Origin of the sequence: Cytobacillus sp. SAFR-174, assembly GCF_051964675.1 — a bacterium.
In the GTDB taxonomy this organism is placed as follows: domain Bacteria; phylum Bacillota; class Bacilli; order Bacillales; family Cytobacillaceae; genus Cytobacillus.
Genome location: NZ_JBQCMZ010000021.1, coordinates 31388 through 53084, shown reverse-complemented (window position 1 = coordinate 53084; position 21697 = coordinate 31388). Strand labels below are relative to the sequence as shown.

At 37.2% G+C, this 21697-nt stretch carries 23 protein-coding genes and 3 pseudogenes; 15 read left to right on the top strand and 11 right to left on the bottom strand.

From position 1 onward, the window contains the following. Nucleotides 1-43: 43 nt before the first annotated feature. Nucleotides 44-583 (top strand): annotated as a pseudogene (locus tag ACTHRG_RS18875) (cupin domain-containing protein); the annotation flags it as partial. A gap of 811 nt (nucleotides 584-1394) precedes the next feature. Continuing rightward, on the top strand, nucleotides 1395-2399 hold the full coding sequence (locus ACTHRG_RS18870) for a DUF3231 family protein (RefSeq protein ID WP_076258613.1): 1005 nt from the start codon (nucleotides 1395-1397) through the stop codon (nucleotides 2397-2399). 276 nt (nucleotides 2400-2675) lie between these two features. Here ACTHRG_RS18870 and ACTHRG_RS18865 read toward each other — a convergent pair whose 3' ends face one another. The 6 genes and pseudogenes from ACTHRG_RS18865 to ACTHRG_RS18840 all read right to left on the bottom strand — a co-directional run bounded on the left by ACTHRG_RS18865 (nucleotide 2676) and on the right by ACTHRG_RS18840 (nucleotide 7890). Beyond that, nucleotides 2676-3524 (bottom strand): sialate O-acetylesterase, encoded by an 849-nt coding sequence (locus ACTHRG_RS18865; protein WP_076258611.1) that lies wholly within the window; start codon nucleotides 3522-3524, stop codon nucleotides 2676-2678. Nucleotides 3525-3851: 327 nt separating this feature from the next. Then, nucleotides 3852-4391, bottom strand: a complete 540-nt coding sequence (locus ACTHRG_RS18860; RefSeq protein WP_076258609.1) for a small multi-drug export protein — start codon at nucleotides 4389-4391, stop codon at nucleotides 3852-3854. Nucleotides 4392-4408: 17 nt separating this feature from the next. Beyond that, entirely contained in the window at nucleotides 4409-4837 is a 429-nt protein-coding gene (locus ACTHRG_RS18855; protein ID WP_139325619.1) for a hypothetical protein, read from the bottom strand. A 2-nt stretch (nucleotides 4838-4839) separates the two neighbouring features. Continuing rightward, entirely contained in the window at nucleotides 4840-5046 is a 207-nt protein-coding gene (locus ACTHRG_RS18850) for a helix-turn-helix transcriptional regulator (protein WP_076258605.1), read from the bottom strand. 502 nt (nucleotides 5047-5548) lie between these two features. Further along, nucleotides 5549-7310: pseudogene (locus ACTHRG_RS18845) on the bottom strand (Rieske (2Fe-2S) protein). A 370-nt stretch (nucleotides 7311-7680) separates the two neighbouring features. Next, a complete protein-coding gene (locus ACTHRG_RS18840) occupies nucleotides 7681-7890 on the bottom strand; it encodes a hypothetical protein (protein ID WP_076258601.1) in 210 nt (69 codons plus the stop codon). A 244-nt stretch (nucleotides 7891-8134) separates the two neighbouring features. Here ACTHRG_RS18840 and ACTHRG_RS18835 point away from each other — a divergent pair, with 244 nt between their 5' ends. The 9 genes from ACTHRG_RS18835 to ACTHRG_RS18795 all read left to right on the top strand — a co-directional run bounded on the left by ACTHRG_RS18835 (nucleotide 8135) and on the right by ACTHRG_RS18795 (nucleotide 14176). After that, nucleotides 8135-8611 carry a hypothetical protein gene (locus ACTHRG_RS18835; RefSeq protein ID WP_076258599.1) on the top strand — a complete coding sequence of 159 codons (477 nt, stop codon included), beginning with the start codon at nucleotides 8135-8137 and terminating at the stop codon, nucleotides 8609-8611. A gap of 1339 nt (nucleotides 8612-9950) precedes the next feature. Beyond that, nucleotides 9951-10100: a hypothetical protein gene (locus ACTHRG_RS18830; protein WP_175609102.1), complete on the top strand. Its 150-nt coding sequence runs from the start codon at nucleotides 9951-9953 to the stop codon at nucleotides 10098-10100. Nucleotides 10101-10677: 577 nt separating this feature from the next. After that, the gene (locus tag ACTHRG_RS18825) at nucleotides 10678-11022 is read left to right on the top strand and encodes a hypothetical protein (RefSeq protein WP_335689951.1); all 345 of its coding nucleotides are present in this window, start codon (nucleotides 10678-10680) and stop codon (nucleotides 11020-11022) included. A 302-nt stretch (nucleotides 11023-11324) separates the two neighbouring features. After that, a complete protein-coding gene (locus tag ACTHRG_RS18820) occupies nucleotides 11325-11555 on the top strand; it encodes a transposase (RefSeq protein ID WP_440231776.1) in 231 nt (76 codons plus the stop codon). Between the two features lie 304 nt (nucleotides 11556-11859). After that, a complete protein-coding gene (locus ACTHRG_RS18815; RefSeq protein ID WP_048008599.1) occupies nucleotides 11860-12105 on the top strand; it encodes a hypothetical protein in 246 nt (81 codons plus the stop codon). 16 nt (nucleotides 12106-12121) lie between these two features. Then, the gene (locus ACTHRG_RS18810; RefSeq protein ID WP_076258592.1) at nucleotides 12122-12490 is read left to right on the top strand and encodes a spore coat protein; all 369 of its coding nucleotides are present in this window, start codon (nucleotides 12122-12124) and stop codon (nucleotides 12488-12490) included. An 18-nt stretch (nucleotides 12491-12508) separates the two neighbouring features. Then, entirely contained in the window at nucleotides 12509-13645 is a 1137-nt protein-coding gene (locus ACTHRG_RS18805; RefSeq protein WP_076258590.1) for a zinc-dependent alcohol dehydrogenase, read from the top strand. 18 nt (nucleotides 13646-13663) lie between these two features. Beyond that, nucleotides 13664-13858 carry a hypothetical protein gene (locus ACTHRG_RS18800; RefSeq protein WP_076258588.1) on the top strand — a complete coding sequence of 65 codons (195 nt, stop codon included), beginning with the start codon at nucleotides 13664-13666 and terminating at the stop codon, nucleotides 13856-13858. An 18-nt stretch (nucleotides 13859-13876) separates the two neighbouring features. Continuing rightward, nucleotides 13877-14176: a spore coat protein gene (locus tag ACTHRG_RS18795; protein ID WP_048008595.1), complete on the top strand. Its 300-nt coding sequence runs from the start codon at nucleotides 13877-13879 to the stop codon at nucleotides 14174-14176. A 130-nt stretch (nucleotides 14177-14306) separates the two neighbouring features. On the opposite strand, the gene ACTHRG_RS18790 is transcribed toward ACTHRG_RS18795, so the two are convergent. Together ACTHRG_RS18790 and ACTHRG_RS18785 are read right to left on the bottom strand one after the other, a co-directional pair. Then, complete coding sequence (locus ACTHRG_RS18790) at nucleotides 14307-15401, bottom strand: L-dopachrome tautomerase-related protein (protein WP_076258586.1); 1095 nt, start codon at nucleotides 15399-15401, stop codon at nucleotides 14307-14309. Nucleotides 15402-16030: 629 nt separating this feature from the next. Further along, nucleotides 16031-16894 carry an SDR family oxidoreductase gene (locus ACTHRG_RS18785; protein WP_076258583.1) on the bottom strand — a complete coding sequence of 288 codons (864 nt, stop codon included), beginning with the start codon at nucleotides 16892-16894 and terminating at the stop codon, nucleotides 16031-16033. Between the two features lie 223 nt (nucleotides 16895-17117). Between ACTHRG_RS18785 and ACTHRG_RS18780 the strand changes: the two genes are divergently transcribed. Beyond that, the gene (locus tag ACTHRG_RS18780) at nucleotides 17118-17552 is read left to right on the top strand and encodes an Rrf2 family transcriptional regulator (protein ID WP_076258581.1); all 435 of its coding nucleotides are present in this window, start codon (nucleotides 17118-17120) and stop codon (nucleotides 17550-17552) included. Between the two features lie 169 nt (nucleotides 17553-17721). On the opposite strand, the gene ACTHRG_RS18775 is transcribed toward ACTHRG_RS18780, so the two are convergent. After that, on the bottom strand, nucleotides 17722-18081 hold the full coding sequence (locus ACTHRG_RS18775; protein ID WP_048008590.1) for a winged helix-turn-helix transcriptional regulator: 360 nt from the start codon (nucleotides 18079-18081) through the stop codon (nucleotides 17722-17724). Nucleotides 18082-18333: 252 nt separating this feature from the next. Between ACTHRG_RS18775 and hxlA the strand changes: the two genes are divergently transcribed. From hxlA to ACTHRG_RS18760, 3 genes and pseudogenes are all read left to right on the top strand, one after another. Then, nucleotides 18334-18966, top strand: a complete 633-nt coding sequence (hxlA, locus tag ACTHRG_RS18770) for a 3-hexulose-6-phosphate synthase (protein WP_076258578.1) — start codon at nucleotides 18334-18336, stop codon at nucleotides 18964-18966. 8 nt (nucleotides 18967-18974) lie between these two features. Further along, nucleotides 18975-19532 (top strand): 6-phospho-3-hexuloisomerase, encoded by a 558-nt coding sequence (hxlB, locus tag ACTHRG_RS18765; RefSeq protein ID WP_076258576.1) that lies wholly within the window; start codon nucleotides 18975-18977, stop codon nucleotides 19530-19532. Nucleotides 19533-19629: 97 nt separating this feature from the next. Next, nucleotides 19630-19737, top strand: a pseudogene (locus ACTHRG_RS18760) (short chain dehydrogenase); the annotation flags it as partial. 167 nt (nucleotides 19738-19904) lie between these two features. Here ACTHRG_RS18760 and ACTHRG_RS18755 read toward each other — a convergent pair. Together ACTHRG_RS18755 and ACTHRG_RS18750 are read right to left on the bottom strand one after the other, a co-directional pair. After that, nucleotides 19905-20252: a hypothetical protein gene (locus tag ACTHRG_RS18755; protein WP_286148547.1), complete on the bottom strand. Its 348-nt coding sequence runs from the start codon at nucleotides 20250-20252 to the stop codon at nucleotides 19905-19907. A gap of 806 nt (nucleotides 20253-21058) precedes the next feature. Next, nucleotides 21059-21487 carry a 2-oxoglutarate dehydrogenase E1 gene (locus ACTHRG_RS18750; protein ID WP_076258574.1) on the bottom strand — a complete coding sequence of 143 codons (429 nt, stop codon included), beginning with the start codon at nucleotides 21485-21487 and terminating at the stop codon, nucleotides 21059-21061. Nucleotides 21488-21697 lie beyond the last annotated feature (210 nt).

Below are 21697 nucleotides of genomic sequence, written 5' to 3'. Positions count from 1 at the left end.
TTTATGCAGGGATTGGAGCATTTAAAATGAAGAATGAGCATTATGGGTTTCAAAGCTTGGATTAACTCCTCATCCAGAAGGAGGATATTATAAAAGAACTTTTCAATCAGAGGAATGTACTTCTGATCAAGAATTGTCTGTGAAATTTGCGGGAACACGCAAGCTCTATACAAGTATCTATTTCTTATTAACCTCCAATGATGTATCCCATTTTCATCGATTGAAATCGGATGAATTATGGTATTTTCACGATGGAAGTCCATTAACCATACATATCATCAATGAAAATGGTGAATATGAAGAAATCAAATTAGGATTAAACCTTGATAATGGAGAAGTACCTCAAGCTTTAGTGCCGAAGGATTCAATCTTTGGTTCGTCTGTTATGGAGGCAGATACATTCTCACTGGTAGGCTGCATGGTTTCTCCAGGCTTTGAATTTCAGGATTTCGAACTGTTCACACAAGCAGACCTTTTATCTAAATACCCTCAATATAAGGAGATTATTTTAAAATTAGCATATGAAAAGAGATTCCTGAATAGAGAAATTAGTTTTCTTCCGGATAACTGCTGCTTGTCTTAATCGGCCATGGTTACCATCTTTATTAAGACAAGCAAACCATTACTCGAAAATCACCATATTTACATAAAAAAGGAGGAGTAACTCCCCTATTTTTAGCTAAATTGAGATCTATTTCGTTGTCCTCTTTCAAATCAACTCTAAGGACAATCAAATCCTGCATTTCTTATAGAAATTTAAATTTGCTTCTCTTCAAACTTTAAAAGGGTAAATGGCTCTTTTGACCGAGCCCTTTTTAAGAAGTTCCTCATAAAACTTCCACTTCTCCTTGCCAAATGATCAATGTCGCGTGACATCGTATCTTCTCCTGAGTAGTTAGGAGCTCCCTTTAATAAGTGTGTCCTTAGCATCGAGTAAATCTGATCCCGCATTTAAAAATTATTTTTAACCTGCTCTTTGGGTGTCAATGCCGGCCACTGATAGAGCTGCGAAATTTTCCCCTGCGCTTTATTATTTGTCCCTTTTCCATAAAAAGCACCTCGTTTATGGGATTAAGAAATAAACTTAACTCTTATGATTTGGACTATAAATGGGTTCCTTTAGAAAATTTCTAGTCTTCACTATCAAATTAAATTGATTTTCTCTCCTACTAATCAAACCCTTCCATAATCTTAATTTTAATTTTTTATTCTATAAACCATATCAATGCCCTTCTTCAACGCACCTCCCCCTTTATTACAATAAAAAATGCTGCATCAGCAGCATCTAAAAGTTCTCTTAAATACGCCAAAACTCTAATGGCTATATTAAAAATTATATTGGGTTATTTTTTTCATCCCCTATAGACATACTATTCACTAGGAGGTTGTTTTTTATGGAAGAACGTAAAGTTAAATTAACTACAGCTGAAATCGCAGCTCTTTGGAAAATATACATTTCAAACACAGCAGTAAGATGTTTTTACAAACATTTTCTACAGCATCTTCAAGATGAGGAAATAAAGTCAATTATTGAAGAGGTATTGGTTTTAGTTGAATCAATTATTGAAAAAATTGAATACATATTCGGAGAAGAAGGGTTCCCAATACCAAATGGGTTCTCAGATAAAGATATTGATTTATCAGCCCCTCCCTTATATACAGACTTATTTGCATTAAGCTTCCTTTATCGTGGAGGACAGGTTATTATCCCAAGTTATGCAAATGTTTTACAACGAGTGACTCGGTTAGATGTATACAAACTTTTCAAAGAGTGTTTATACCGTGAGACGGAAATACATCAGAAAGCACTAAGCATTATGCTTTCTAAAGGAATACTCGATCGGCCTCCAAAAATGGAATATCCAGAAAATGCGGAATACATTCAGAATCGACCCTCATTACTAACTACTTGGTTAGGCGAAAAAGGACCTCTAAATTCCATAGAAATATCAGAAATTTTCGTCGAAATTGAAAGAAATGCCATTGGTTTGATCCTTTTAATAGGATTAATACAGGTAACAAAAGATAAGGAAATAAAGAATTATTTATTAAAAGGGAAAAAACTAGCTGAAAAGCAAGTGGAAACGTATGAAAAATTATTGAAAGATAGTGATCATTATATTGGTTTCCCATTACCTGTGGAAGTAAGTAATTCAACTGTTTCTCCGTTTTCTGACAGGTTAATTCTTTTTATAATAGCTACGGCAAACCAAATTGCAGTGTCTGCACTTGCGGATGCATTATCTGTCTCAATGCGAAAAGATTTAGCTCTCCATTATTCCTTAATTACAACCGAGGTTTTAAAATACGGTGAAGAAGGACTTAAACTTTTGATTGAACGAGGATGGATGGAGCAGCCTCCACAGCCCATTGATCGAAAGAAACTTAATGAATCCTAACTTATACAAAAGGAGAGAACTAACCAAGATATTCTGCAGCTTACCTCTTTTTGCTTACATCAGAGTCAAGAGTTTATCAATTTTTGCCGTAAAATGATGGCAGAAAGTAGAGCTATTTGTTCCAACAACGTCCAAAGTTGAATTGAATCACATCATTGTACTAACAAAAATAAAAAATAATATATCCAAATAGAGGCTATGGCTTTTGGCTATAGCCTTTTACATATAAATAAAAGCAGACGCATTCCTTATTTGTGAAGTGCGCCCGCTTGTTGGTTACTTACCTTCATTAATATTGGAGACAGCACTAGAAAACTCCTCAAAACTCATTTCCCCTAAGGCAAACTTCGTACTTTCAACAAATATACGTTCATTTCTCGTTAGTTCTCGTTTCGCTGCCTTTTCAATCCAGCCTTCTTCTATATCTAAAGTATCTAAAACATGCTTTTGTTTTGAAAAAGCATCATAGTATCTTAATCCAAATTTTCTTTGGGAAACAGCATCAGTATGTATGCCATCTGGATTTGCCGTTAAGCCTTTTGATGTTACGAAAAAGCAATTCTTTTCGGAATGAGCCACTTTAGATAATATCTCATTTATTTGTTTATATTCTACCGCACTTTTCCCAAATCCCGACTGTCCAAGATAATGCCCCAGCTCACCTATAATGATCGGGACATCCGGTGCATTCAATTCTTCTCTCAAGTGCTCGAATAAGGAAATCAGTTTAGCTTCGTATGTTTTATATCGTTCTCCGTAACTGTCGCTTTCTCCCTGATGCCATAGAATCCCCGCAAATTCACTTGTTTCCATTGCATATTTTGCTTCAGAAATCGCATGTCTGGTTAATACTCCATCTATAGCCCAATCATCAATAGAGCTTCCTCCCTCGGCACATGGAATGAGCCCAATCCCCTCGCCTGAATGGTCCTCTGTCCAAGCCTGAGCAAAAGAGGCTGCCGGCCCAATACCAGATACGTGGCGATCAAAATGAATTGGCTCCGCCATCATCTGCCATCTGCCGTTTCGCAGCATTTGAATGTGCTCATTATAAATTGGAGACACATCGTCCATAAATCCTCTGCCGGCCATGTTGGATTGTCCGATTAACAGTATAGATTTCATAGAGTTTCCTTCCTTCTGTCGAGTTTTAATTCAAATTAATGGCCTGATAATAAATAGACAAGCCAATGTGCATCACACTCATACGCCTTTTGGGCCTTCCGTAATACATCTGCCGTATCATTCATCCTTAGAAGTGGTACGGGTATAAAGTATACTTCCCCTTTCTTTCTCACCTAACCATGCAGAATAACTAAATTTGTCCGAATAATATAGCATATTCTCCGAACCAAGTAACACTTACTAAAGAAAAAGGACGCTTTCTATACTTCGGAAAAGCGCCCGCTTACTGAATGAGTATGAAGGACCTTAAAAGTCTCTAATGAAATGTTAGTTGCTGAATAGGCGCACTAAAAAGCCATCTTCTTCGACATGAGGCATAAAATAGGTGATTCCATAACTTGCAGCTACAGAGATAATGACTGTCCAAAGGAATAAACTGGCCAGCATCCAGCCGGTTACCCTCTTTCTTGTCGAACCAAAGCTCATAGCCATAAACGCGGATATATGAGATCCGACGAAAAAAGGGCCAATAATCGCTAAGCCGGGTAAGCCATATTTATCAAAAAGTACACGGGCACGCTTGCTTTTTTTCGACTCTTCCATGCCCTCAGCATCTGCTTGTGCTGCTGCAACTTCTTCCACATGCATAATCTCTTGCATACGCTTTTGTTTTCTCTTTCTCATCCATTTCTTCACTTGATCCACAAAAATAATCAACAAAACGACTGTCAGAGCATTCCCTAAAAAGGCAACCATCGCTGTCAATACTGGAGATAAACCACCGATGATAGCCAATGGAATGACAGTAATAAGTTCAAATAACGGAATTGCTGCCAGAAGAAATACAAAAATATACGATAAAACCATATCCTTTATCCTCCTCTTTATTCATAAAGTTTTTTAACTTCCGACCAAAAAATAAAATACTGCCCAATGCCAAGTACAGTCAAAGTGATGACAGGGAGCAGCTCGACATTTCTAAACAGTACAACCGCTACAATAGCTGCCGGAATCGCAAAATAATAATAGATATACACTTTTCGACAAGCACGATACGTAATAAATTGGTGCCCTTCATCTTCTTCCTTCAGCTCATAAGGGATGAAGGTAAGAATACGAATCTTCCGGTCTGGGAATTTACGGTTAAAATAAACCATTGTTCCGAAATAGATGATGACAAAAATAATATAAGCAGCAAAAATAATAGTCGTCATGTTATTCCGCTGCTCCAAAATGATGCTCATTGAATAAATGACCGCAAGCCCAATCAGAAACACGCTCATTGTAAAAGGTGAACGCAAAAACCGTTCCATAATCACTCATCCTCCCCCTCTATCCAAAACAGTTCCTCTAAATCCACACGTAATGCTTGAGCAATTTTCAATGCTAACAGTACAGAAGGAGCATAGTCACCTTTTTCAATCATGCCAATGGTTTGGCGGGTAGCTCCAACCAAATTACCTAAATCAGATTGAGTATAATTATGCCTCGCTCTTAATTCCTTCACTTTATTTCTCAGCATATTTAACATCCCCTATTACCATTTCCTGCCTCTTAATTGTAAATAATACTTAACATTAGGTCAAGGATATTTTCCATTTTGTTAAGATTACATACCACTTAACTTAGTTGAGGTTATGATAGATATCCAAAAGGACTTATCTATGAAAAGAAAAAGAACCTCCAAATTTGCATTGGAAGCCTTCAAGTTCCTGTGGAATATAAGGTTTTAATTCGATGATTTCGCCGCCTTACAGCTGATGGTACATGTTTTCATCAATATTTATTGAGGCTTATCAATATATATAGGCAGTTATTCAACAATATGGCCAGTTTGTTGGATAATAGTCAAGATGATTTTTCCACTCCCCTTAGGCTCGTAAGGTTAATTATGATAATAAAAAAGTGCCTAACCCCTTATATACAAGGGATTAGACACTTTTAAAACAGGTTTATAAAAGTGTTGATCAGCATGATACGATTGGTTGTCCTTCTTGTTCTGATTCTGACTAGTCATCGATTGATCAATCATCTTCAAATAATTTTTCTCCCCGGTGGAGGCGCATGGCAATTTGTGCTGTATGCGGCATTTCTCTCGCAGTTGGGGCATGGCCTGCCAGATAACGTGTTACTGCAAGGATCAATGTTTCCCGTGCATAGCTGGCAAGCTCTGAATCCTCTTTTTCCCAATGATCGTGTTCGACCATTGCTGCTTCATACATTTGAAATGAGTGAAACTCTGCATCCTCTCTTAGTAAAGCGTGACCGAGCGTATTGAAGAGTTCGCTTTTATCACCGCCGCGTGCCAGGTAATTCACTACCCATCTTGCTGATTCCGAAACTTGCTGCTGCTGATTCATCATCTCCAACAATTCTAAAGGACATTGCGGTTCAGTTTCCACATCCTTTGGTTCCGGCCTTCTGGCGGATGGTGTATTGAGAAAACGATCAAGATATACACTCATTGCTCCATGAAAAACAGCCCGGGTCAATTCAGGCGTAGCAGAGCGGCGTAACGATTCGTGTACAGCATGTGCGTGAGTAAAAGTATGAAGTACAGTAATCCAATCCCTAAAATCATTTTGTACATGGAAGCGGGAAATCCGATCAGCAGCCGCTAAAGTTACGAGCTGGGCCAACCGGGAAGGAGTGACGCCGTTTTTAAGTGCATCCATCATCATATTTACCGTTTTAAGGGTTATCTGATAAAATTTGTTCAACCAAGGCTGGTTCATCTATACCAGCGTCCCCTCGTGATGTATCATCAGCAAGGATATCAGGTAATTCCTGGAACGCCTCCTTTAAGGGTTTGACCAGATTCACAGGTGATTGCCAGCTATGGGATTCTTCACTGCGGGATACATCACTGATACCAGGCAGCAAGGATGACAATACATAGGGCCGGTGCTCAATACCAATCTGATTTATAATCTCGAATGCTTTATTATGAAAATCAAGAGTATGACCTGTATTTACATAAAAATGATCCGTAACCGCTGTCATCATCATGTCAGCAAGCTGCTCGTCCGAGAATCCCGATTGTATCGCGGTCAACAGCACACGCTCAGCTCCCTGTGAATCACGCACCTCCACACAATGAAGATACCATTCTGATAATTGCTCGTATGATTGGGTATTCTTTTCATTTGATACAGGGAGGGATCCAAGCAAAAAGCGTGTTCCCATACCGGAACTTTCCCGTGCAATATGAACCAGGCCTTGGAACAGCGCTAAAACCTGCCCGGTTTTATCCAATTTGGGCAATACATTGGTCATGGCTGTTAAAATCGTTAATCCCGATCCCCATCCACCCCTCCGATGTGTTGTTCCGAATTCGACGCCGATTTTTGCTATCTCTGTCGCTGGAAAACCAGCTTCCATCAATCCGACAACTGATTTGGCGATGACCAGACTAATATTTTGCTCAAGGCCGTCACGTAATCGCTGCCTGAATTTTTCGATTGTCACCTTATTAAAAGGAACCGGGTGAACCCAAACCTCATCACCCTTAATCTCGACAGGATAAGTAGGGACATCATCTGCCCATGGATCCAAGGTTCCGCCGCTTTTAATATCAAAGCGGGCATGATGCCAGTGACACGTCAAAATCCCATCACATAGGCTTCCAGTATGAAGGGGAAAGCCCATATGCGGACAACGGTTATCCACCGCATAGACTTGTTTTTCGTACACAAATACGGCAATTGCTTGATTTCCACCTTTAATGACCTTTGCACCTTCATCTTCAAGCGTCTTTAATGAACTGGCATAAATCAATTCTGACAATGGTATCACTCTCCCTAAAGAATTCATAGAAGACTTACAATAATTGTTATCTATTATTTTATATTATTGATGGAATACAGGAATCCTTCATAGGTGTGGACTTTTTTCATCCAAAAGTCTGAGAATCTACCCAAAAACAAAGGTTAACTTCGGTATGCTCTCGCTTCCAGTGACTCTTCATATATTGATAATCTTATGAATCTTAATCGCCTCTTGGTTATTCAGCTGTTTTTTGAATTGCCTCCTCTTACAACGACTATGACTGGTAACCTTCAATTCTGAATTTAATACACAGATTATAAGCAAGAGTGTTATCTGATACGTTCTTAAAGTAACCTGCTCCGCTAACCCGTTAGCTAAAGAAGAAAAATTACTTTACTTCTATGGCAAATGCATAATTAGCATCACCAGTAGATGTATTCTCTTTCTTTTCATCCATCCACCAGGCTCCATATGAATAGTAATATATCCCTTTTTGGGCAGGCGCTGTGAAATGATTGTTACTTATTTTAACCTCCGATTCTTCAGAGTTGCTTATTTGCAGAACATGAATTTTATTTGGTTTTGGATCATATTCCATAATAAAAGCTACCCTCCTGCTCTCCCTTTGAGTGACCCCTCTCCGAATACACACTTACTTTCACAAATTAAATGAAATGGCTGTAAAACCCCTTTTTTTCGCAGCTCAAAGCAAAAATTCATACCCAAATGAAATGCAAATCTGCATAACCAAGTCGGTGTTTCAGTGACCTTTATCGAATAATCGAATAAATATATGCACCGAGAGTACACTACATATAAAACTAATGTGGGGTTTTACAAACATGAAACAGATTATTCTCTGGTCACTCTTGATATTGCCTTGGGCGTCCTTGTTCTTTTTAAAAATGGATACTGTACGCAGGTACATGCCTGTCGCTCTATTTATGACCGTTATTCATACCTTGGCATATCAGGCGGCTTATCATTACGGATGGTGGAAAGAGACAGGTTCCAGTCTGTTCGGATGGGATATAGTCGTACCGGTTCCTTGGGTGTATGGAGCATATTTAGTTATAGTTATCTGGGTATTCCACTTTACTTTCAGGAAATTTTGGATGTATTTGGCTGTTAATATACTTTTGGACGGATCTTTTATGTACATTGTTTACCCAGTATGGCAACGGATGGGGCTTGTTTCGAGTGAATCGACTTTGTCTACAATAGCTATTGTTGCTATGATGGTCGGTTTTGCGTTCATCCTCTATCTGTATCAATTGTGGCAGGAAGAAGTGTTGGAACAGCCCAAAGCAATTAAATGACCAAGAACTGACTTGACGTCCATTATTCATAGGAGAAGGAAAGCAACGCACCGAAAACAAACAGGGAGATTTCCGAGTCGAATACTTGTACACGCTGATTTCACAATCATTAACTTTGTTCCACAGACCTTACGAAGCCTTCAACAGATCTTTCATTGGTTTGGCCTGCTTTATTTGGCCTTTTTTTGCAGTGCATTAGTCTAAATCAAATGATACTCCTTGCTTATACCTCTACTTGATAAGGTTCCCCACGATTATTCATAAACTGATTTGTTAAATTAATGTCCGATTCTTTCCTAACCCCTTTGTGAAAAGCCACATCAAAGGGAACTCTGATCATTGACTGAACCCAAAAATGGATGCATTAGATGGTTAATAGTATCCTCCTTATATTTCCCATAAAGATAGCAGTGAGACAGAATAAACCATTAACCTGTTATCAAATAAGCGCTAATTCTTAAAATAAGCGTTAATCCTTCTTAAGGTTAATTATGATATAATTAAAAAAATGCCAGATCTCATATATACCAAGGGTTTGGACACTTTTTTAACCATTTATATTTATATGAATGCGTTAATTTGTATTATAAGAATATTTATTCCATTATTTCACGAACATTGATATAGCATAAATCGCTTTTTTTGACGTTTCCCTTTTGGGATTGTTAATATGAGTTCCGATGAATTTATATCCTCTTTTTTCATGACAACTAACTCTATAAGGCCCACACCCCTGGCATAATGTCATCATGAAAATAAGTTGTACTCTAGAAAAACCAAAGGAATGTCTCAATTTTGAAGACATTCCTTTTTCTAACTAGAAATTTACAGGATCCCATCCAAAAAAAAGCACCCTATAGTTTAAGTGTATTTACTCACAAGTTAATCCTAACATAAAAAAAAAGACCCCCAAAAACAGCTATCGTTATTGAAAGCTGTTTCTTAAGGATAAGTTTTTCACCCATGACCCGAAACTCAAAATGCTAATACTAGGTTCTTTCTACGATATACACTAACACTATCCCAATTAAAAGTGAAATTAAAAACATTGGTGTTATACCATAGCTAATGAATGGTAATGACATCGATATATGTTGTAATTTTTTTAAGTTTTCCTTACTTTAGAATATTAAGCATGGTTACATCGATTCTTGTAAATAAGTTAATGAACAACGGGTATTTCTAAATTCTTTAATAGCACTTTTTAAAAAGTCACCATTTAGCCTAGATACTCTTTTATTGTAGTTTTACTAAAACTGCGACAATTGATTCTCTTGAATAAAAGTTAGTTCCAAGAGCAAAATATTGTTGCAGCAATAAAAAAAAGGCGGTGATATTAATGTATGGTAATAATAATCTGGCAGGTGTAGGAATAATTGCAATTCTTTTAACATCTATTTACACTGCAATTTTAGCTTCACTACTTATGAAAACTAAAGAGCGGGTTGATTATATTTATCATAAGGAACGTTCAAATAAAAATTCTTAAATATGGCGATGATTTCATCGCTTTTTTTTTAAAAATCACCCTTTATTTACTACCATTTATTGTCTACTAGGTAATGAAAAATTATAAACACCTGCTTCTTTAACCTTCTCTGTATGTTTAATAAGAAATTCAAAAACATACTAAGATTAGTAGTGCTGACCAAGAATTGGTTGGCACTACTATTTTTTTATTTAGTATAAATGAAGATTAGGTCGGTCGGAACCGCTTTGGGATTTAGAATCGGTAACAAATACTTACCTTCTTCGATTACCTTATTTAAATCAGGTTTGAGTATGTTGGATCCTTGAAATCATGTATATGAAATGGGAATCATAAAGAGTAAGTGAGAGGATTTCAACACACTTAGGAGGCATAAATTAAAACATGTTATTGCTCTTTGATGTAGGTATGGGAATAAGATACACGGTGTTTTACAGTGCTTTAAAGAAATGCATCATTGAAGGTGAAATTTATCATTCAAGACCAGACTATATCTTTGATGCATACAATTGAAGATTTAACAGAGAGTTATGGCTAGCAACCCTATAGTGTCATTGAATCAACAGGGGTTTACTCCATGCAACTGGAGCGGTTCATGAATGATAATGGTTTTACCTACTGTCCGTTAAATCCCCTAGAAGCAAAGCTGCAATGTAATTCTTTACGTATACACAAAACAGATATGAGCAATGCCCATCGAATACCCTTACTCATTTTTCCACTAAACTGTAAGGGCCCAGAAGAACTCTTTCTACAATTGAAGTCATTATCCCGTTTTTACAGTGAACTGAATGATGTAACTGTAATACGCAACCGGATGCATAAAGTGATCCAACAGACCTTTCCTGAGATGGAAAGGAACTTTACAACGAAATCTGAACTGTTCCTGAACATCGTGCAATGTTTCCTCACCCTGATTTAGTACTCCTGCATTCAAAGACGGTATTAAAGAAATTAAATCCGAAAGTGTACAGAGAAAAACATATCACCTGAAAAGGCTGAAAAGAAAGCAATTCAACTTCTGGAAGCAGCACGGATTTCCTACCCGGCTGTTTCATCTTTCGATGTGCTTTGTGAATAGCTATGCAAGGCGTTATCGGAACTCCTATCCTCGAAGGAGTGTTGCATTGAAGATAGGTCTGAAGAAAGCGAATAGAAAGTGGTTTTCCAATTCCATCCCTTTTTATATTTAACAAGCTGTGTATTTCTTTCTAACCAGTTTTCTTGGAATCGGACCCAACACTGCAGTTTGTCAAATGGAATAAATTGGTAATTTTCCGCTACTTTGACAACAACAGGCAACTTAATGCATATGCCGGAATTGATATATGTCGGTATCAATCAGGAAAAACCTTCTACAAGGACAAGATTAATAAACGAGGCAACAAGCATCTACGTAATAGGCACCGCCGTTTAGGCTATAATCACACTGTAGAATACTACGAAAAATTTTAAAAAGGTAATAAATACGATTTTTCTTAAGATGGAGGTTCTTAATCAACAAGAGAGTAAAAAGGATAAGGCATTTCTTCTTCCTTTCGTATTTTAAGTTCAACCAGATATTTCTGGTTGAACTTTTTTTTAGATACAAGAAAAAAGACCGCCGCAACAATCATCCACAGCCATCACAATAAATGAATTCCTCCACTGTATGAATATTCCAACCAACCATTAATTTTAAAAAACATTAAAGAATGTTTCCCTCCTATTTTGGAACAATACAATTGATTGTACGAAAGAATAAGGAGGTTAATTAGAAATGGATAATCAAAAATTAGCTGATCATGAGTCATTGGATCTACATGAGGTTATAAATTTTAAAACCCTTTGCTTAGCGAAATCAAAACTAATGCAAGGACTGGTATTTGATAATGATTTAAGAGCATTAATGCAAAAAGATGTTGAACAATCCATTCAAGCGCTTGGAGAATTACAGGCAGTTTATCAACGCGCACCTTTTGAAGCTCCTGTTCCTCAAAACCGGCCAACACCTATAGTAAATTGAAAAGGAGGCAAATTCATTGAATAATGACTATTTAGACCCTATAAACTCGCTACACGTACCAGAGCTGGCAGATACCACATTTGCGATGGATTTACTTCTTCGTGCCAAAGAAGGTGTCCGCAATATTGCTGTAGCATTAACGGAGTCCGCATCACCTGATGTCAGAGATCTCTTACGAAAACAGTTAATGCAAGGGATTGCCATGCACCAAGAAATTACAGAACTAATGATTAATAAAAAATGGTTCCATCCTTACGAACTAAGTGAACAGTATAAGCTAGATCAACTCTCTGCCAACAATACTTTGATGATTGGCAAAATGAATCTATTTCCCGTTGAGACCAATCGAAAAGGTATGTTTGACCGGACACCTGATGATCACTAACACTGGAGGCTGTAACCTATGAAGGCAGTAACGTATCAAGGTATTAAAAATGTTGTAGTCAAAGACGTCCCAGATCCAAAGATTGAAAAACCAGATGACATGATTATTAAAGTAACGAGTACAGCTATATGTGGGTCTGATTTACATTTAATCCATGGAATGATTCCAAATATGCAGGAAGACTATATTATCGGTCATGAACCGATGGGAATTGTTGAAGAGGTTGGACCAAATGTTACGAAAGTAAAAAAAGGTGATCGTGTTATTATTCCATTTAACATTGCCTGCGGGGAATGCATTTATTGTAAAAACCATTTGGAAAGCCAATGTGATAATTCTAATGATAATGGTGATATGGGTGCGTATTTCGGATACTCGGGAACGACTGGGGGTTATCCAGGCGGGCAAGCTGAATATTTACGTGTTCCCTTTGCCAATTTCACTCACTTTAAGATTCCAGAAACCTGTGAAGAACCAGATGAAAAATTATCCGTTATCGCTGACGCTATGACCACTGGTTTTTGGAGTGTTGACAATGCAGGCGTAAAGGCCGGAGATACAGTTATTGTATTTGGCTGCGGTCCAGTTGGTCTTTTTGCTCAAAAATTCTGCTGGTTAAAAGGTGCAAAGCGAGTAATTGCCGTTGATTACGTCAATTATCGCCTGCAGCACGCCAAGCGCACCAACAAAGTAGAAATTGTTAACTTTGAGGACCATGAGAATGTAGGAAATTATCTTAAGGAAATTACCAAAGGCGGGGCAGATGTTGTTATTGACGCTGTTGGTATGGACGGTAAAATGACTGATATGGAGTTCCTTGCGAGCGGAATGAAGCTTCAAGGGGGAGCATTAAGTGCATTTATAATGGCTTCACAAGCAGTGCGTAAAGGCGGGACAATTCAAGTTACGGGCGTTTACGGCGGCAGATATAATGGTTTCCCTCTTGGAGATATTATGCAGCGAAATATCAATATCCGCTCCGGTCAAGCTCCTGTCATCCACTATATGCCATACATGTTCGAATTAGTAACAACTGGTAAGATCGACCCGAGCGATGTAGTAAGTCATGTCCTTCCTCTTAGTGAAGCAAAACATGGCTATGAGATTTTTGACACAAAAATGGACGAATGTATTAAAGTCGTGTTGAAACCTTAAGGAAGGAGGTATAAAAAAATGAACTACGCCTTGCATGAAGTTCTTGAGGTCCATGAGATGGCTGCATTTAAGACTAATTGTCTGACTAAATCCAAAACGATGAAAGCGTTAGTTACAGATCAGCGATTAAAAGATATTATGCAGCAAGACATTGATATATCTACGGTACAATTACAAGAATATGCTTCTATCCTTTCCAACGCTAAGCAGTAAATTAGGAGGTGAATGAACATGAATCCAATCATTGAAAATTTAACTGGCATGAACGCACTCTCGGATCAAGTGGTTGCAATGGATTTATTGATTGCAGCTAAGAGTGGAGTTAGAAATTTTGCCATGGCTGTTACAGAATCAGGAACGCCCGAAATTAAAGAAATGCTCACTCGCCATTTAACGGAAGCTATTGATATGCATGAACAAGTTTCCTTATATATGGAAGAAAAAGGATGGTATCATGCTTGGGATACAAACGAACAAATCAATTTAGATTTAAATAATATCGATACAGCATTGAACTTACCCTCTCTATAAAAATTAAATAGGAACAGTTTAGAATTACAACCTAAACTGTTCCTAACAAACCAAAAATGATTTAATATATAATCTTCCTCCTTTTGTGACCATAATTTTTTCACAATTACAAATTCGATTTTATTTATTATTAAATGGCAGGAGCAGGAAATTCACCAATTTTCATACGAATTAAACTATAAGGTTTTTGTCGCAGGTCTTTTCCATAATGGAATCTTGCCTGCCGATGTAATTGGTTCACAATGACATATAAGTATTGATCCGGACCAATCGAAAAAGTATCCGGCCATAATATTCTCGGGTCATGTGCGATGGTTTCCATTATGCCATTTGGCAATATCTTTCGAATACTGTTGTTTTCATAGTCTCCGGCATAAATGGTTCCTTTTGCATCAGTGATCATTCCATCAGAAGCACCTTTTTCTCCCCAGTACTCCACCTGATAAGGTAAATCCATGTCCGGTATATTTCTGTCTCTCAAGGCTTCTGTTGGGATCGAGAACAGATGACGGCTTGTAAGTGGACAAAAAAATAATACCTTTCCATCGGGAGAAATCGCAATACCGTCAGACGCCAATCTAAATGGAGATGTGGAACCATCTTTGTTTCGGTTCATTAAAATTTCACCTTCTACTTTCGGTAAAAAATAAGGATCGGGTGAAGTTGAATTTGCTCCATTTAACCGTCTAAACGCGTTTCCATTTTCTAAATCTACAACGATAATAGCTCCGGGTCCTTTGGAAGATGAATCAGTTATATAGGCATAACCTGCTTTTCCAACACGAAAGTCAAATCGGACATCATTCAGATAAGTTGTTGGCAGGACTACATCCTCTGTAAAGGCATATACGCTTCTAATTGTATTGGTTTTTAAATCAACAGCGACTAATTTTGCCCCACCTTTAATTGGTGCAGAAAAATTGGGTGCCGCTGTATCCAATACCCAAAGCGTTCCCCTTCCATCCGCAACTACACTTTGGACACTGATGAAAGTCATTCTGATATTCCCGGGGTTAACCAAATTGGTTTGTAAGTTAGGATAAGGCTGCAATTCACCCTCAACAATTTCGGCAACCGTAAATTTAACATCGTCTCCCCATTTCGGAAAACAAATGAAAATACGACCAGTTTCCGAAACACTAACACCTGTAGGCATAGCCCCATAAAATGTATGAACTAGTTCTAAATTACCGAAATATTTTTCAATAGGCAGCATAGGTTTCATGTTATCCTCCTCAGCCATTTAAAACGGGATATCACCTATATATGATTTATATTTTATCTAGTGCATGTTTTTTAACAAATTTTTCTAAACTAAAGATGATGGAATTGATTGTTTAAAATTTAAAAAGTCTTGTCGGGACTTCATATGCTTTCAGAGCAAATGACAAGTTTAAGAAATTCAGGTATCAAACAGCAACACCATCTGAGTTCCCATCTTCGCATTAAAGTATATAATTTTTTTACAAATACCACTCCCGAGATTCAAGGTTGGGATAATCTTTATAAAATATGTAAGATAATGCTGATCCAAAAAACGCAATAATAGCCTTAAAATTGTACCATCGCAAATTAGAAAGCCAATTTTTTATAGTCAGTTTCACGATTAATCATTACCTCCTTTTAAACATTAATAGGTTGGTCGCATAATATACCATTCCTATTCAAAATTTTTCTCATTAACCCAAAGAAGCAGACCAATTCAGTTGCGAAATGGACTGCTTCTTTGTGTGCTAATTTGATTTTTATACCTAAAAACCAGACCTATTACTTATTTTCTGAATTATGTTGTTTATTTGTTTATTAAAAGGCGATTTTTATTTACGGGTTTATAATAAAATCCCAAAATACACTTTATTGGATACTTTGAACGATTTGAGATAATCCTTCGCTAAGTGGTGCAGCAGGACGTCCAAGTAGTTTTTCAAAATCGCTGCTCTCGATTTCAAGTGTACCCTCTCGAATATCTTTCTGGATACCAACTAGAAAAGGAATGAGGAATTCTGGAACGCCAGCACCCTTTATTGCCTCAGCATAGGAAGCATCATCAACCTGATGTACTGGTACTTCCTTACCCAATACAGCGCCAAGTGCAGAGGCAAACTCTTCCTGTGTAAACAACTTGCCAGAGAGCTCATAGATAGTGTTTTCGTGCCCGTTACCAGCTAATACTGCTGCTGCCGCCTCTGCGTAATCCTGTTGCAGTGCCCAGCCAACTTTTCCAGTTCCTGCAGAAGTCACCCATGGTGCTCCTGCCAGTACACCTTGAATGCTTGAACTTTCATTCTCCAAGTACCAATTGTTACGCAAGAAAGAATAAGGAATTCCTGTTTTCAAAATAGCTTCTTCCGTTGCCTTATGTGTTGGAGCAAGCATGTTCTTACTTTCCCTGGCGTCTGCAATGCTTGTATATACAATAAATTTAACACCGGCACGCTCTGCTGCAGAAACCGCATTTGTGTGCTGACGAATTCTTGTTTCATTGTCTCCATCCGCAGAAATAATCAATAAGCGATCGATCCCTTTAAAAGCCGTATCTAAAGTTTCTGGACGGTCAAAATCTCCCTGGCGAACTTCTACTCCTCGAGTTTTTATTCCTTCTGCCTTCTCTGGATTCCGAACACTAACTGCAAGTTGATTTGCTGGAACAGTTTTCAACAATGCATCAACAATTTTGGTGCCCAATTTCCCTGTAGCTCCAGTTACTAACAATCTCATCTTCCATTCCTCCCAATAAAATTGTTTATCGTTACATCCTTCAGTTATATACAAGTAAATTAACTGTAATCATCTCAGTTACATGTAATCATAATAATTACATTTTAAGATTTTGTCAATAACTATAAATGGTCATTTTTTAAGGTATAATATTAAGGGTGTAACCACATTTATTACAAGAAAAGATTTATCCTTATAAAGATGCAAGAAAGGTGATGAATAAATGTCCATTAGCAGCCGATTCGCTGTAGGCGTTCATATATTATCTCTTATAGAGTTTAATAAAGACGGTGTAAGTTCATCTGAATATTTAGCAGAAAGTGTAAACACAAATCCAGCACTTATCAGGAAAATTATTGGAATGCTAAAGAAAGCAGGGTTAGTAGAGGTACATCCTGGTATTCCGGGAACTAAGCTTGCAAGGAATTTATCTGACATTACTCTGCTAGATGTATATAAGGCAGTTAATGTCGTACAGGATAATGAGTTGTTTAATGTTCATGAAAGTCCAAATCCTAAATGTCCTGTAGGAAGAAATATTCAAAATACGATTATTCCTATATTGTCTGCTGCACAATTAGCGATGGAAAAGGTCTTAGGAAATGTAACCATCGAGTATGTAGTTAAGGATTTGCTTGAAAAAGAAAAAATAAATTAACAACTAGTCATAGTTTAATAAAGGTATGTCATTTCCATTGGCATTTACAATCTAATAGATATGTTTTGTCAGCCTTTTACAAGGCAAACAAAGAAAAAGGGGCAATGCTATATCACATTGCCCCTTTCTATATTGTGGTGCTATTTGCCTCGATTTATATAGTCAAGTTTTAATTAATTGACTCTTTCTTAGGGTTTAACCCTGCAGTCTCCATATAGTTTTTACCCCATTTGTACATAGCATCAAGAATCGGCATCAAGCTTCTCCCCTGTTCAGTAAGGGTATATTCCACTTTTGGAGGAACAACTGGGTACACTTTCCGATCTACTATCAAGTCTTCTTCCAGTTCACGCAATTGGTTCACAAGCATCCTTTGCGTGATTCCTGGCATGAGAGCCTTCAATTCACCAAATCGCTTGGTTCCTTCTTTCCCTAGATGCCATAAAATCAGCATTTTCCACTTACCACCGATAACTGATAGCGTCAATTCCTTTTCACAGTTAAAGATCTTATCCTGCATTCGTGACATTTCACTCACCTCAATCGTTATTATACCCCATAGTATACTTTTTAGCACTATGTAAAATAAAAGTGCGTACTTCCACTAAAATGTTATAGGTTGTATACTTGCAATTGTTCAGCGATTGGGAACATCATCGATCCCAGCTGCTGGTACAGATAATACTCCAAAAGGATAATATTCCTGAAGAGGATCTATTTAATTTTGGAGACAGTATTACTGTACGAAAAATCCAAATAAAATTAATAGGAGTGAACATATATGGAATTACAATTAGCTTTAGATTTAGTCAATATTCCAGAAGCAATTGAGCTTGTTAAAGAAGTGGGGGAACATATCGATATCGTAGAAATCGGTACCCCAGTCGTAATCAACGAGGGGCTCCATGCAGTAAAGGCAGTAAAAGAAGCATTCCCTAATTTAAAGGTTTTAGCAGACCTGAAAATCATGGACGCTGCTGGTTATGAAGTAATGAAAGCCTCTGAAGCAGGTGCTGATATTATTACGATTCTAGGCACAGCCGAAGATATGTCTATTCAAGGTGCTGTAGAAGAAGCGAAAAAACAAGGCAAAAAAATCCTTGTTGACATGATTGCTGTAAAAGATCTAGCTGGCCGCGCTAAAGAAGTCGATGCAATGGGTGTAGACTATATTTGTGTCCACACCGGCTACGACCTTCAAGCAGTAGGAAAAAACTCTTTTGAAGATCTGCAAACGATTAAAAGTGTTGTAAAAAATGCAAAAACTGCAATCGCAGGCGGCATTAAATTAGAAACACTTCCAGAAGTCATTAAAGTAAATCCAGACCTTGTCATTGTTGGCGGCGGTATTACAGGTCAAGCTGATACAAAAGCTGCAGCAGCAACAATGCAAGAAATGATCAAAAAAGGATAAGATCAAGCATGCATACTTCACAATATTTAGCTAAGATCTTAAAAGAGTTAATCAGAACAACTGACCACATTCCGGATGAAGAAGCTGAGAAATTGGTTAATGGGATTCTTGAAGCAAAAAAAGTGTTTGTAGCTGGCGCAGGCAGATCTGGATTTATGGCCAAGTCATTTGCGATGCGAATGATGCATATGGGCATAGATGCTTATGTACCAGGCGAAACGGTGACCCCTAACTTTGAAAAAGATGACATCTTGATCATCGCTTCAGGTTCAGGAGAAACGAAAAGCCTTGTTTCCATGTCAGAGAAAGCAAAAAGTATAGGTGGAACGATTGCCGCCGTAACAATTTTCCCCGAATCCACAATCGGAAAAATAGCGGATATAAAGATTAAGTTACCTGGTTCACCTAAGGATCAATCGGAAGGTGATTATAAAACCATTCAGCCTATGGGCTCATTATTCGAGCAAACTCTCTTACTATTCTGCGATGCTGTCATTCTGAGGTTCATGGAGAAAAAGGGCTTGGATACAAATAAGATGTATGGCAAACACGCAAATTTAGAATAAAACGTTGTTTGTCTATGAAAGACCGCAAACTATCTATGCAAGATTGCGGTCTTTCTATTTTAATTTGTATAAAAACCAGTTCATAGGAGTAAAAAAAATGAATTCATTAAATGGCAAAACTGCTTTAGTTACTGGTGCAGGCAGAGGTATTGGACGAGCTACTGCTATCGCCATAGCAAAAGAAGGAATTAATGGTGTTTTAATCGAGTCAATTAGTTGGAGTCCTTTTGTAAGGGTCCTTCTTTTCAATAAAGTTCGAAAGCCAAATGGTAGCAGCAAAAACAACCAAATAAGTGATATAGGATAAATACAATTTCCAGCCTGTATATGTAAAAACTTGAAACTTTACTGCAATCCATTCTAGAGCAATCGCTACCCCAGCCCAAAAATAATATAAAATAGATACTTTAGGCCTTTTGGTTTTTTATATTGATAGAAGTTTACGACAAAGTAAGAAAGAGTTGGGTAAGTTACAAAGTGCAATAATTCATCAAATAATTCATGCTTTTTATGATCAATCGTAAAGTATAATTCATATGGTTTTACACTAAGGGTAATATCAGCTGACAAAGCAAGAAAAACATTAAATGTCCAAATAACTGTGATGGTAGCAGCAGGCAATCGTCTAGGTAATATAAACATGAGGGCCCAAGTAAGTATTGTGGAAAAGATAATAAACATTTCATTTGAATCAAATTTCTCAGGAAGAGGTAACATCATGACGTATTCACCTCTTTGTCTCTATAAATAAGTTTTTCTAAATAAAATGAGTAAATAGCCAATAATAAAATAATCAGAGTGTATCTCAAATATGAATAAAATACATTCCAATTTACCCATTCCAAATATCCAATATGAACGAAAAATATTTCAATTGAAATGAGTGCTGTTAAGAAGATGAAGAGATGAATAAGTTTACTGAAAATAGTTCTTTTAGAGAACAAAATATAAATAACCCATAAAAGTAACGCTGGCTTGAGTGACAACTCAGGAATTTTTTGTGTCCAAAAAATTAACTGACTTGGATCTTGCTTTGTAAGTTCTAAATTTAAATTAATGATTAGACCTGTATTTGTAATAAGAATATTGGAGAAAAAATAACAGCCCAAGATGTTAATGACGTTCATTTTCTTCTTCAAGATGTATAAGGAAGTAAAGGATAATATTGCTAAAATAAGAAAAAGCCACAATGTTTTCATAATTGCCACCATTTTTATTTTCATCTACATTATTTTGTACATATAATGTCAAAAAATACTGCATCTAAAGAAAACAAACAGTAAACGGAAAGCTGAATTCTTATTAGTTATTCGTTATACTAGAATAGGATGTCAACTTATGAGGAATAGAAAATCTTATGCATGATGATATTTATGCCTCCCACGAACTTTCTCGCTTCACTCGGCGGAAAGCCTTTGTAACATCCAAAGGTCACTAAATCTCCCTCTCGATTAAAGTCACCTCAGTATAAAAATTAAACCGTTATTTCTATGTACAAGTGAAATATTGCTTACCTCCATCGCCTTTCATAATACATCAGTTTCCCATAACCCAAGCTGGCCTTTTGCTGGGATACGTTCATTCAAGATCTTCATGTCTTGAACCTCCCAAGCATATCCTCCCACAGTAAAGTCTCCTAAAAAATAATCATTTCCTGATACGATTTGTCCATTTTCCAGGACTGCTGATGTCTGAGTTTTTTCAGTTATCTTCAGACAATTTTCAAGCCGGCCTACAGCAATGATCATTCCGGTCGGAAGAGTCTCTTCTGTATATCCATGCTTACCGAGCAGCGAACGGATGGCCACATGCCTGCAGACAGCCTTATCTATTTTTTTACTTGTATGAATGGCCAGCGGCCCGCGATAATTTGTTTTCCATGACCTTGTTTCAAATTCATTCTCTCGAAGGACAAAAAGAGTTGCCCAAGGCTGAATCATAGATAATACCTTCATTCTCCCGGCCACCAATCTATAAGTTTCCTTTGTGTTATCCTGTCCGTAGAGAAGAATATTATTAGCAAAAAGGTTTAATTTCCCACGGTAAGCAGTAATCTTCCGGAAAAATAAAAATTGAGGGGGTTACTACTAAAAAGTACATTGAAACCTGTACGGCGGAAGCGACTAATTTTTTCCAAACTCATTCTTCCTTTATTTGCTAATAAA

What these genes read in the sequence shown, in the direction of transcription:
- ACTHRG_RS18870 (WP_076258613.1), top strand. Translation starts at nt 1,395, where the DNA reads ATGGAAGAACGTAAAGTTAAATTAACTACAGCTGAAATCGCAGCTCTT.
- hxlA (WP_076258578.1), top strand. Translation starts at nt 18,334, where the DNA reads ATGGAATTACAATTAGCTTTAGATTTAGTCAATATTCCAGAAGCAATT.
- ACTHRG_RS18750 (WP_076258574.1), bottom strand. Translation starts at nt 21,487, where the DNA reads ATGAAGGTATTATCTATGATTCAGCCTTGGGCAACTCTTTTTGTCCTT.
- ACTHRG_RS18785 (WP_076258583.1), bottom strand. Translation starts at nt 16,894, where the DNA reads ATGAGATTGTTAGTAACTGGAGCTACAGGGAAATTGGGCACCAAAATT.
- ACTHRG_RS18840 (WP_076258601.1), bottom strand. Translation starts at nt 7,890, where the DNA reads ATGGAATATGATCCAAAACCAAATAAAATTCATGTTCTGCAAATAAGC.
- hxlB (WP_076258576.1), top strand. Translation starts at nt 18,975, where the DNA reads ATGCATACTTCACAATATTTAGCTAAGATCTTAAAAGAGTTAATCAGA.
- ACTHRG_RS18790 (WP_076258586.1), bottom strand. Translation starts at nt 15,401, where the DNA reads ATGAAACCTATGCTGCCTATTGAAAAATATTTCGGTAATTTAGAACTA.
- ACTHRG_RS18815 (WP_048008599.1), top strand. Translation starts at nt 11,860, where the DNA reads ATGGATAATCAAAAATTAGCTGATCATGAGTCATTGGATCTACATGAG.
- ACTHRG_RS18830 (WP_175609102.1), top strand. Translation starts at nt 9,951, where the DNA reads ATGTATGGTAATAATAATCTGGCAGGTGTAGGAATAATTGCAATTCTT.
- ACTHRG_RS18850 (WP_076258605.1), bottom strand. Translation starts at nt 5,046, where the DNA reads ATGCTGAGAAATAAAGTGAAGGAATTAAGAGCGAGGCATAATTATACT.
- ACTHRG_RS18855 (WP_139325619.1), bottom strand. Translation starts at nt 4,837, where the DNA reads ATGGAACGGTTTTTGCGTTCACCTTTTACAATGAGCGTGTTTCTGATT.
- ACTHRG_RS18835 (WP_076258599.1), top strand. Translation starts at nt 8,135, where the DNA reads ATGAAACAGATTATTCTCTGGTCACTCTTGATATTGCCTTGGGCGTCC.
- ACTHRG_RS18825 (WP_335689951.1), top strand. Translation starts at nt 10,678, where the DNA reads ATGCAACTGGAGCGGTTCATGAATGATAATGGTTTTACCTACTGTCCG.
- ACTHRG_RS18860 (WP_076258609.1), bottom strand. Translation starts at nt 4,391, where the DNA reads ATGGTTTTATCGTATATTTTTGTATTTCTTCTGGCAGCAATTCCGTTA.
- ACTHRG_RS18865 (WP_076258611.1), bottom strand. Translation starts at nt 3,524, where the DNA reads ATGAAATCTATACTGTTAATCGGACAATCCAACATGGCCGGCAGAGGA.
- ACTHRG_RS18795 (WP_048008595.1), top strand. Translation starts at nt 13,877, where the DNA reads ATGAATCCAATCATTGAAAATTTAACTGGCATGAACGCACTCTCGGAT.
- ACTHRG_RS18775 (WP_048008590.1), bottom strand. Translation starts at nt 18,081, where the DNA reads ATGTCACGAATGCAGGATAAGATCTTTAACTGTGAAAAGGAATTGACG.
- ACTHRG_RS18800 (WP_076258588.1), top strand. Translation starts at nt 13,664, where the DNA reads ATGAACTACGCCTTGCATGAAGTTCTTGAGGTCCATGAGATGGCTGCA.
- ACTHRG_RS18805 (WP_076258590.1), top strand. Translation starts at nt 12,509, where the DNA reads ATGAAGGCAGTAACGTATCAAGGTATTAAAAATGTTGTAGTCAAAGAC.
- ACTHRG_RS18755 (WP_286148547.1), bottom strand. Translation starts at nt 20,252, where the DNA reads ATGATGTTACCTCTTCCTGAGAAATTTGATTCAAATGAAATGTTTATT.
- ACTHRG_RS18780 (WP_076258581.1), top strand. Translation starts at nt 17,118, where the DNA reads ATGTCCATTAGCAGCCGATTCGCTGTAGGCGTTCATATATTATCTCTT.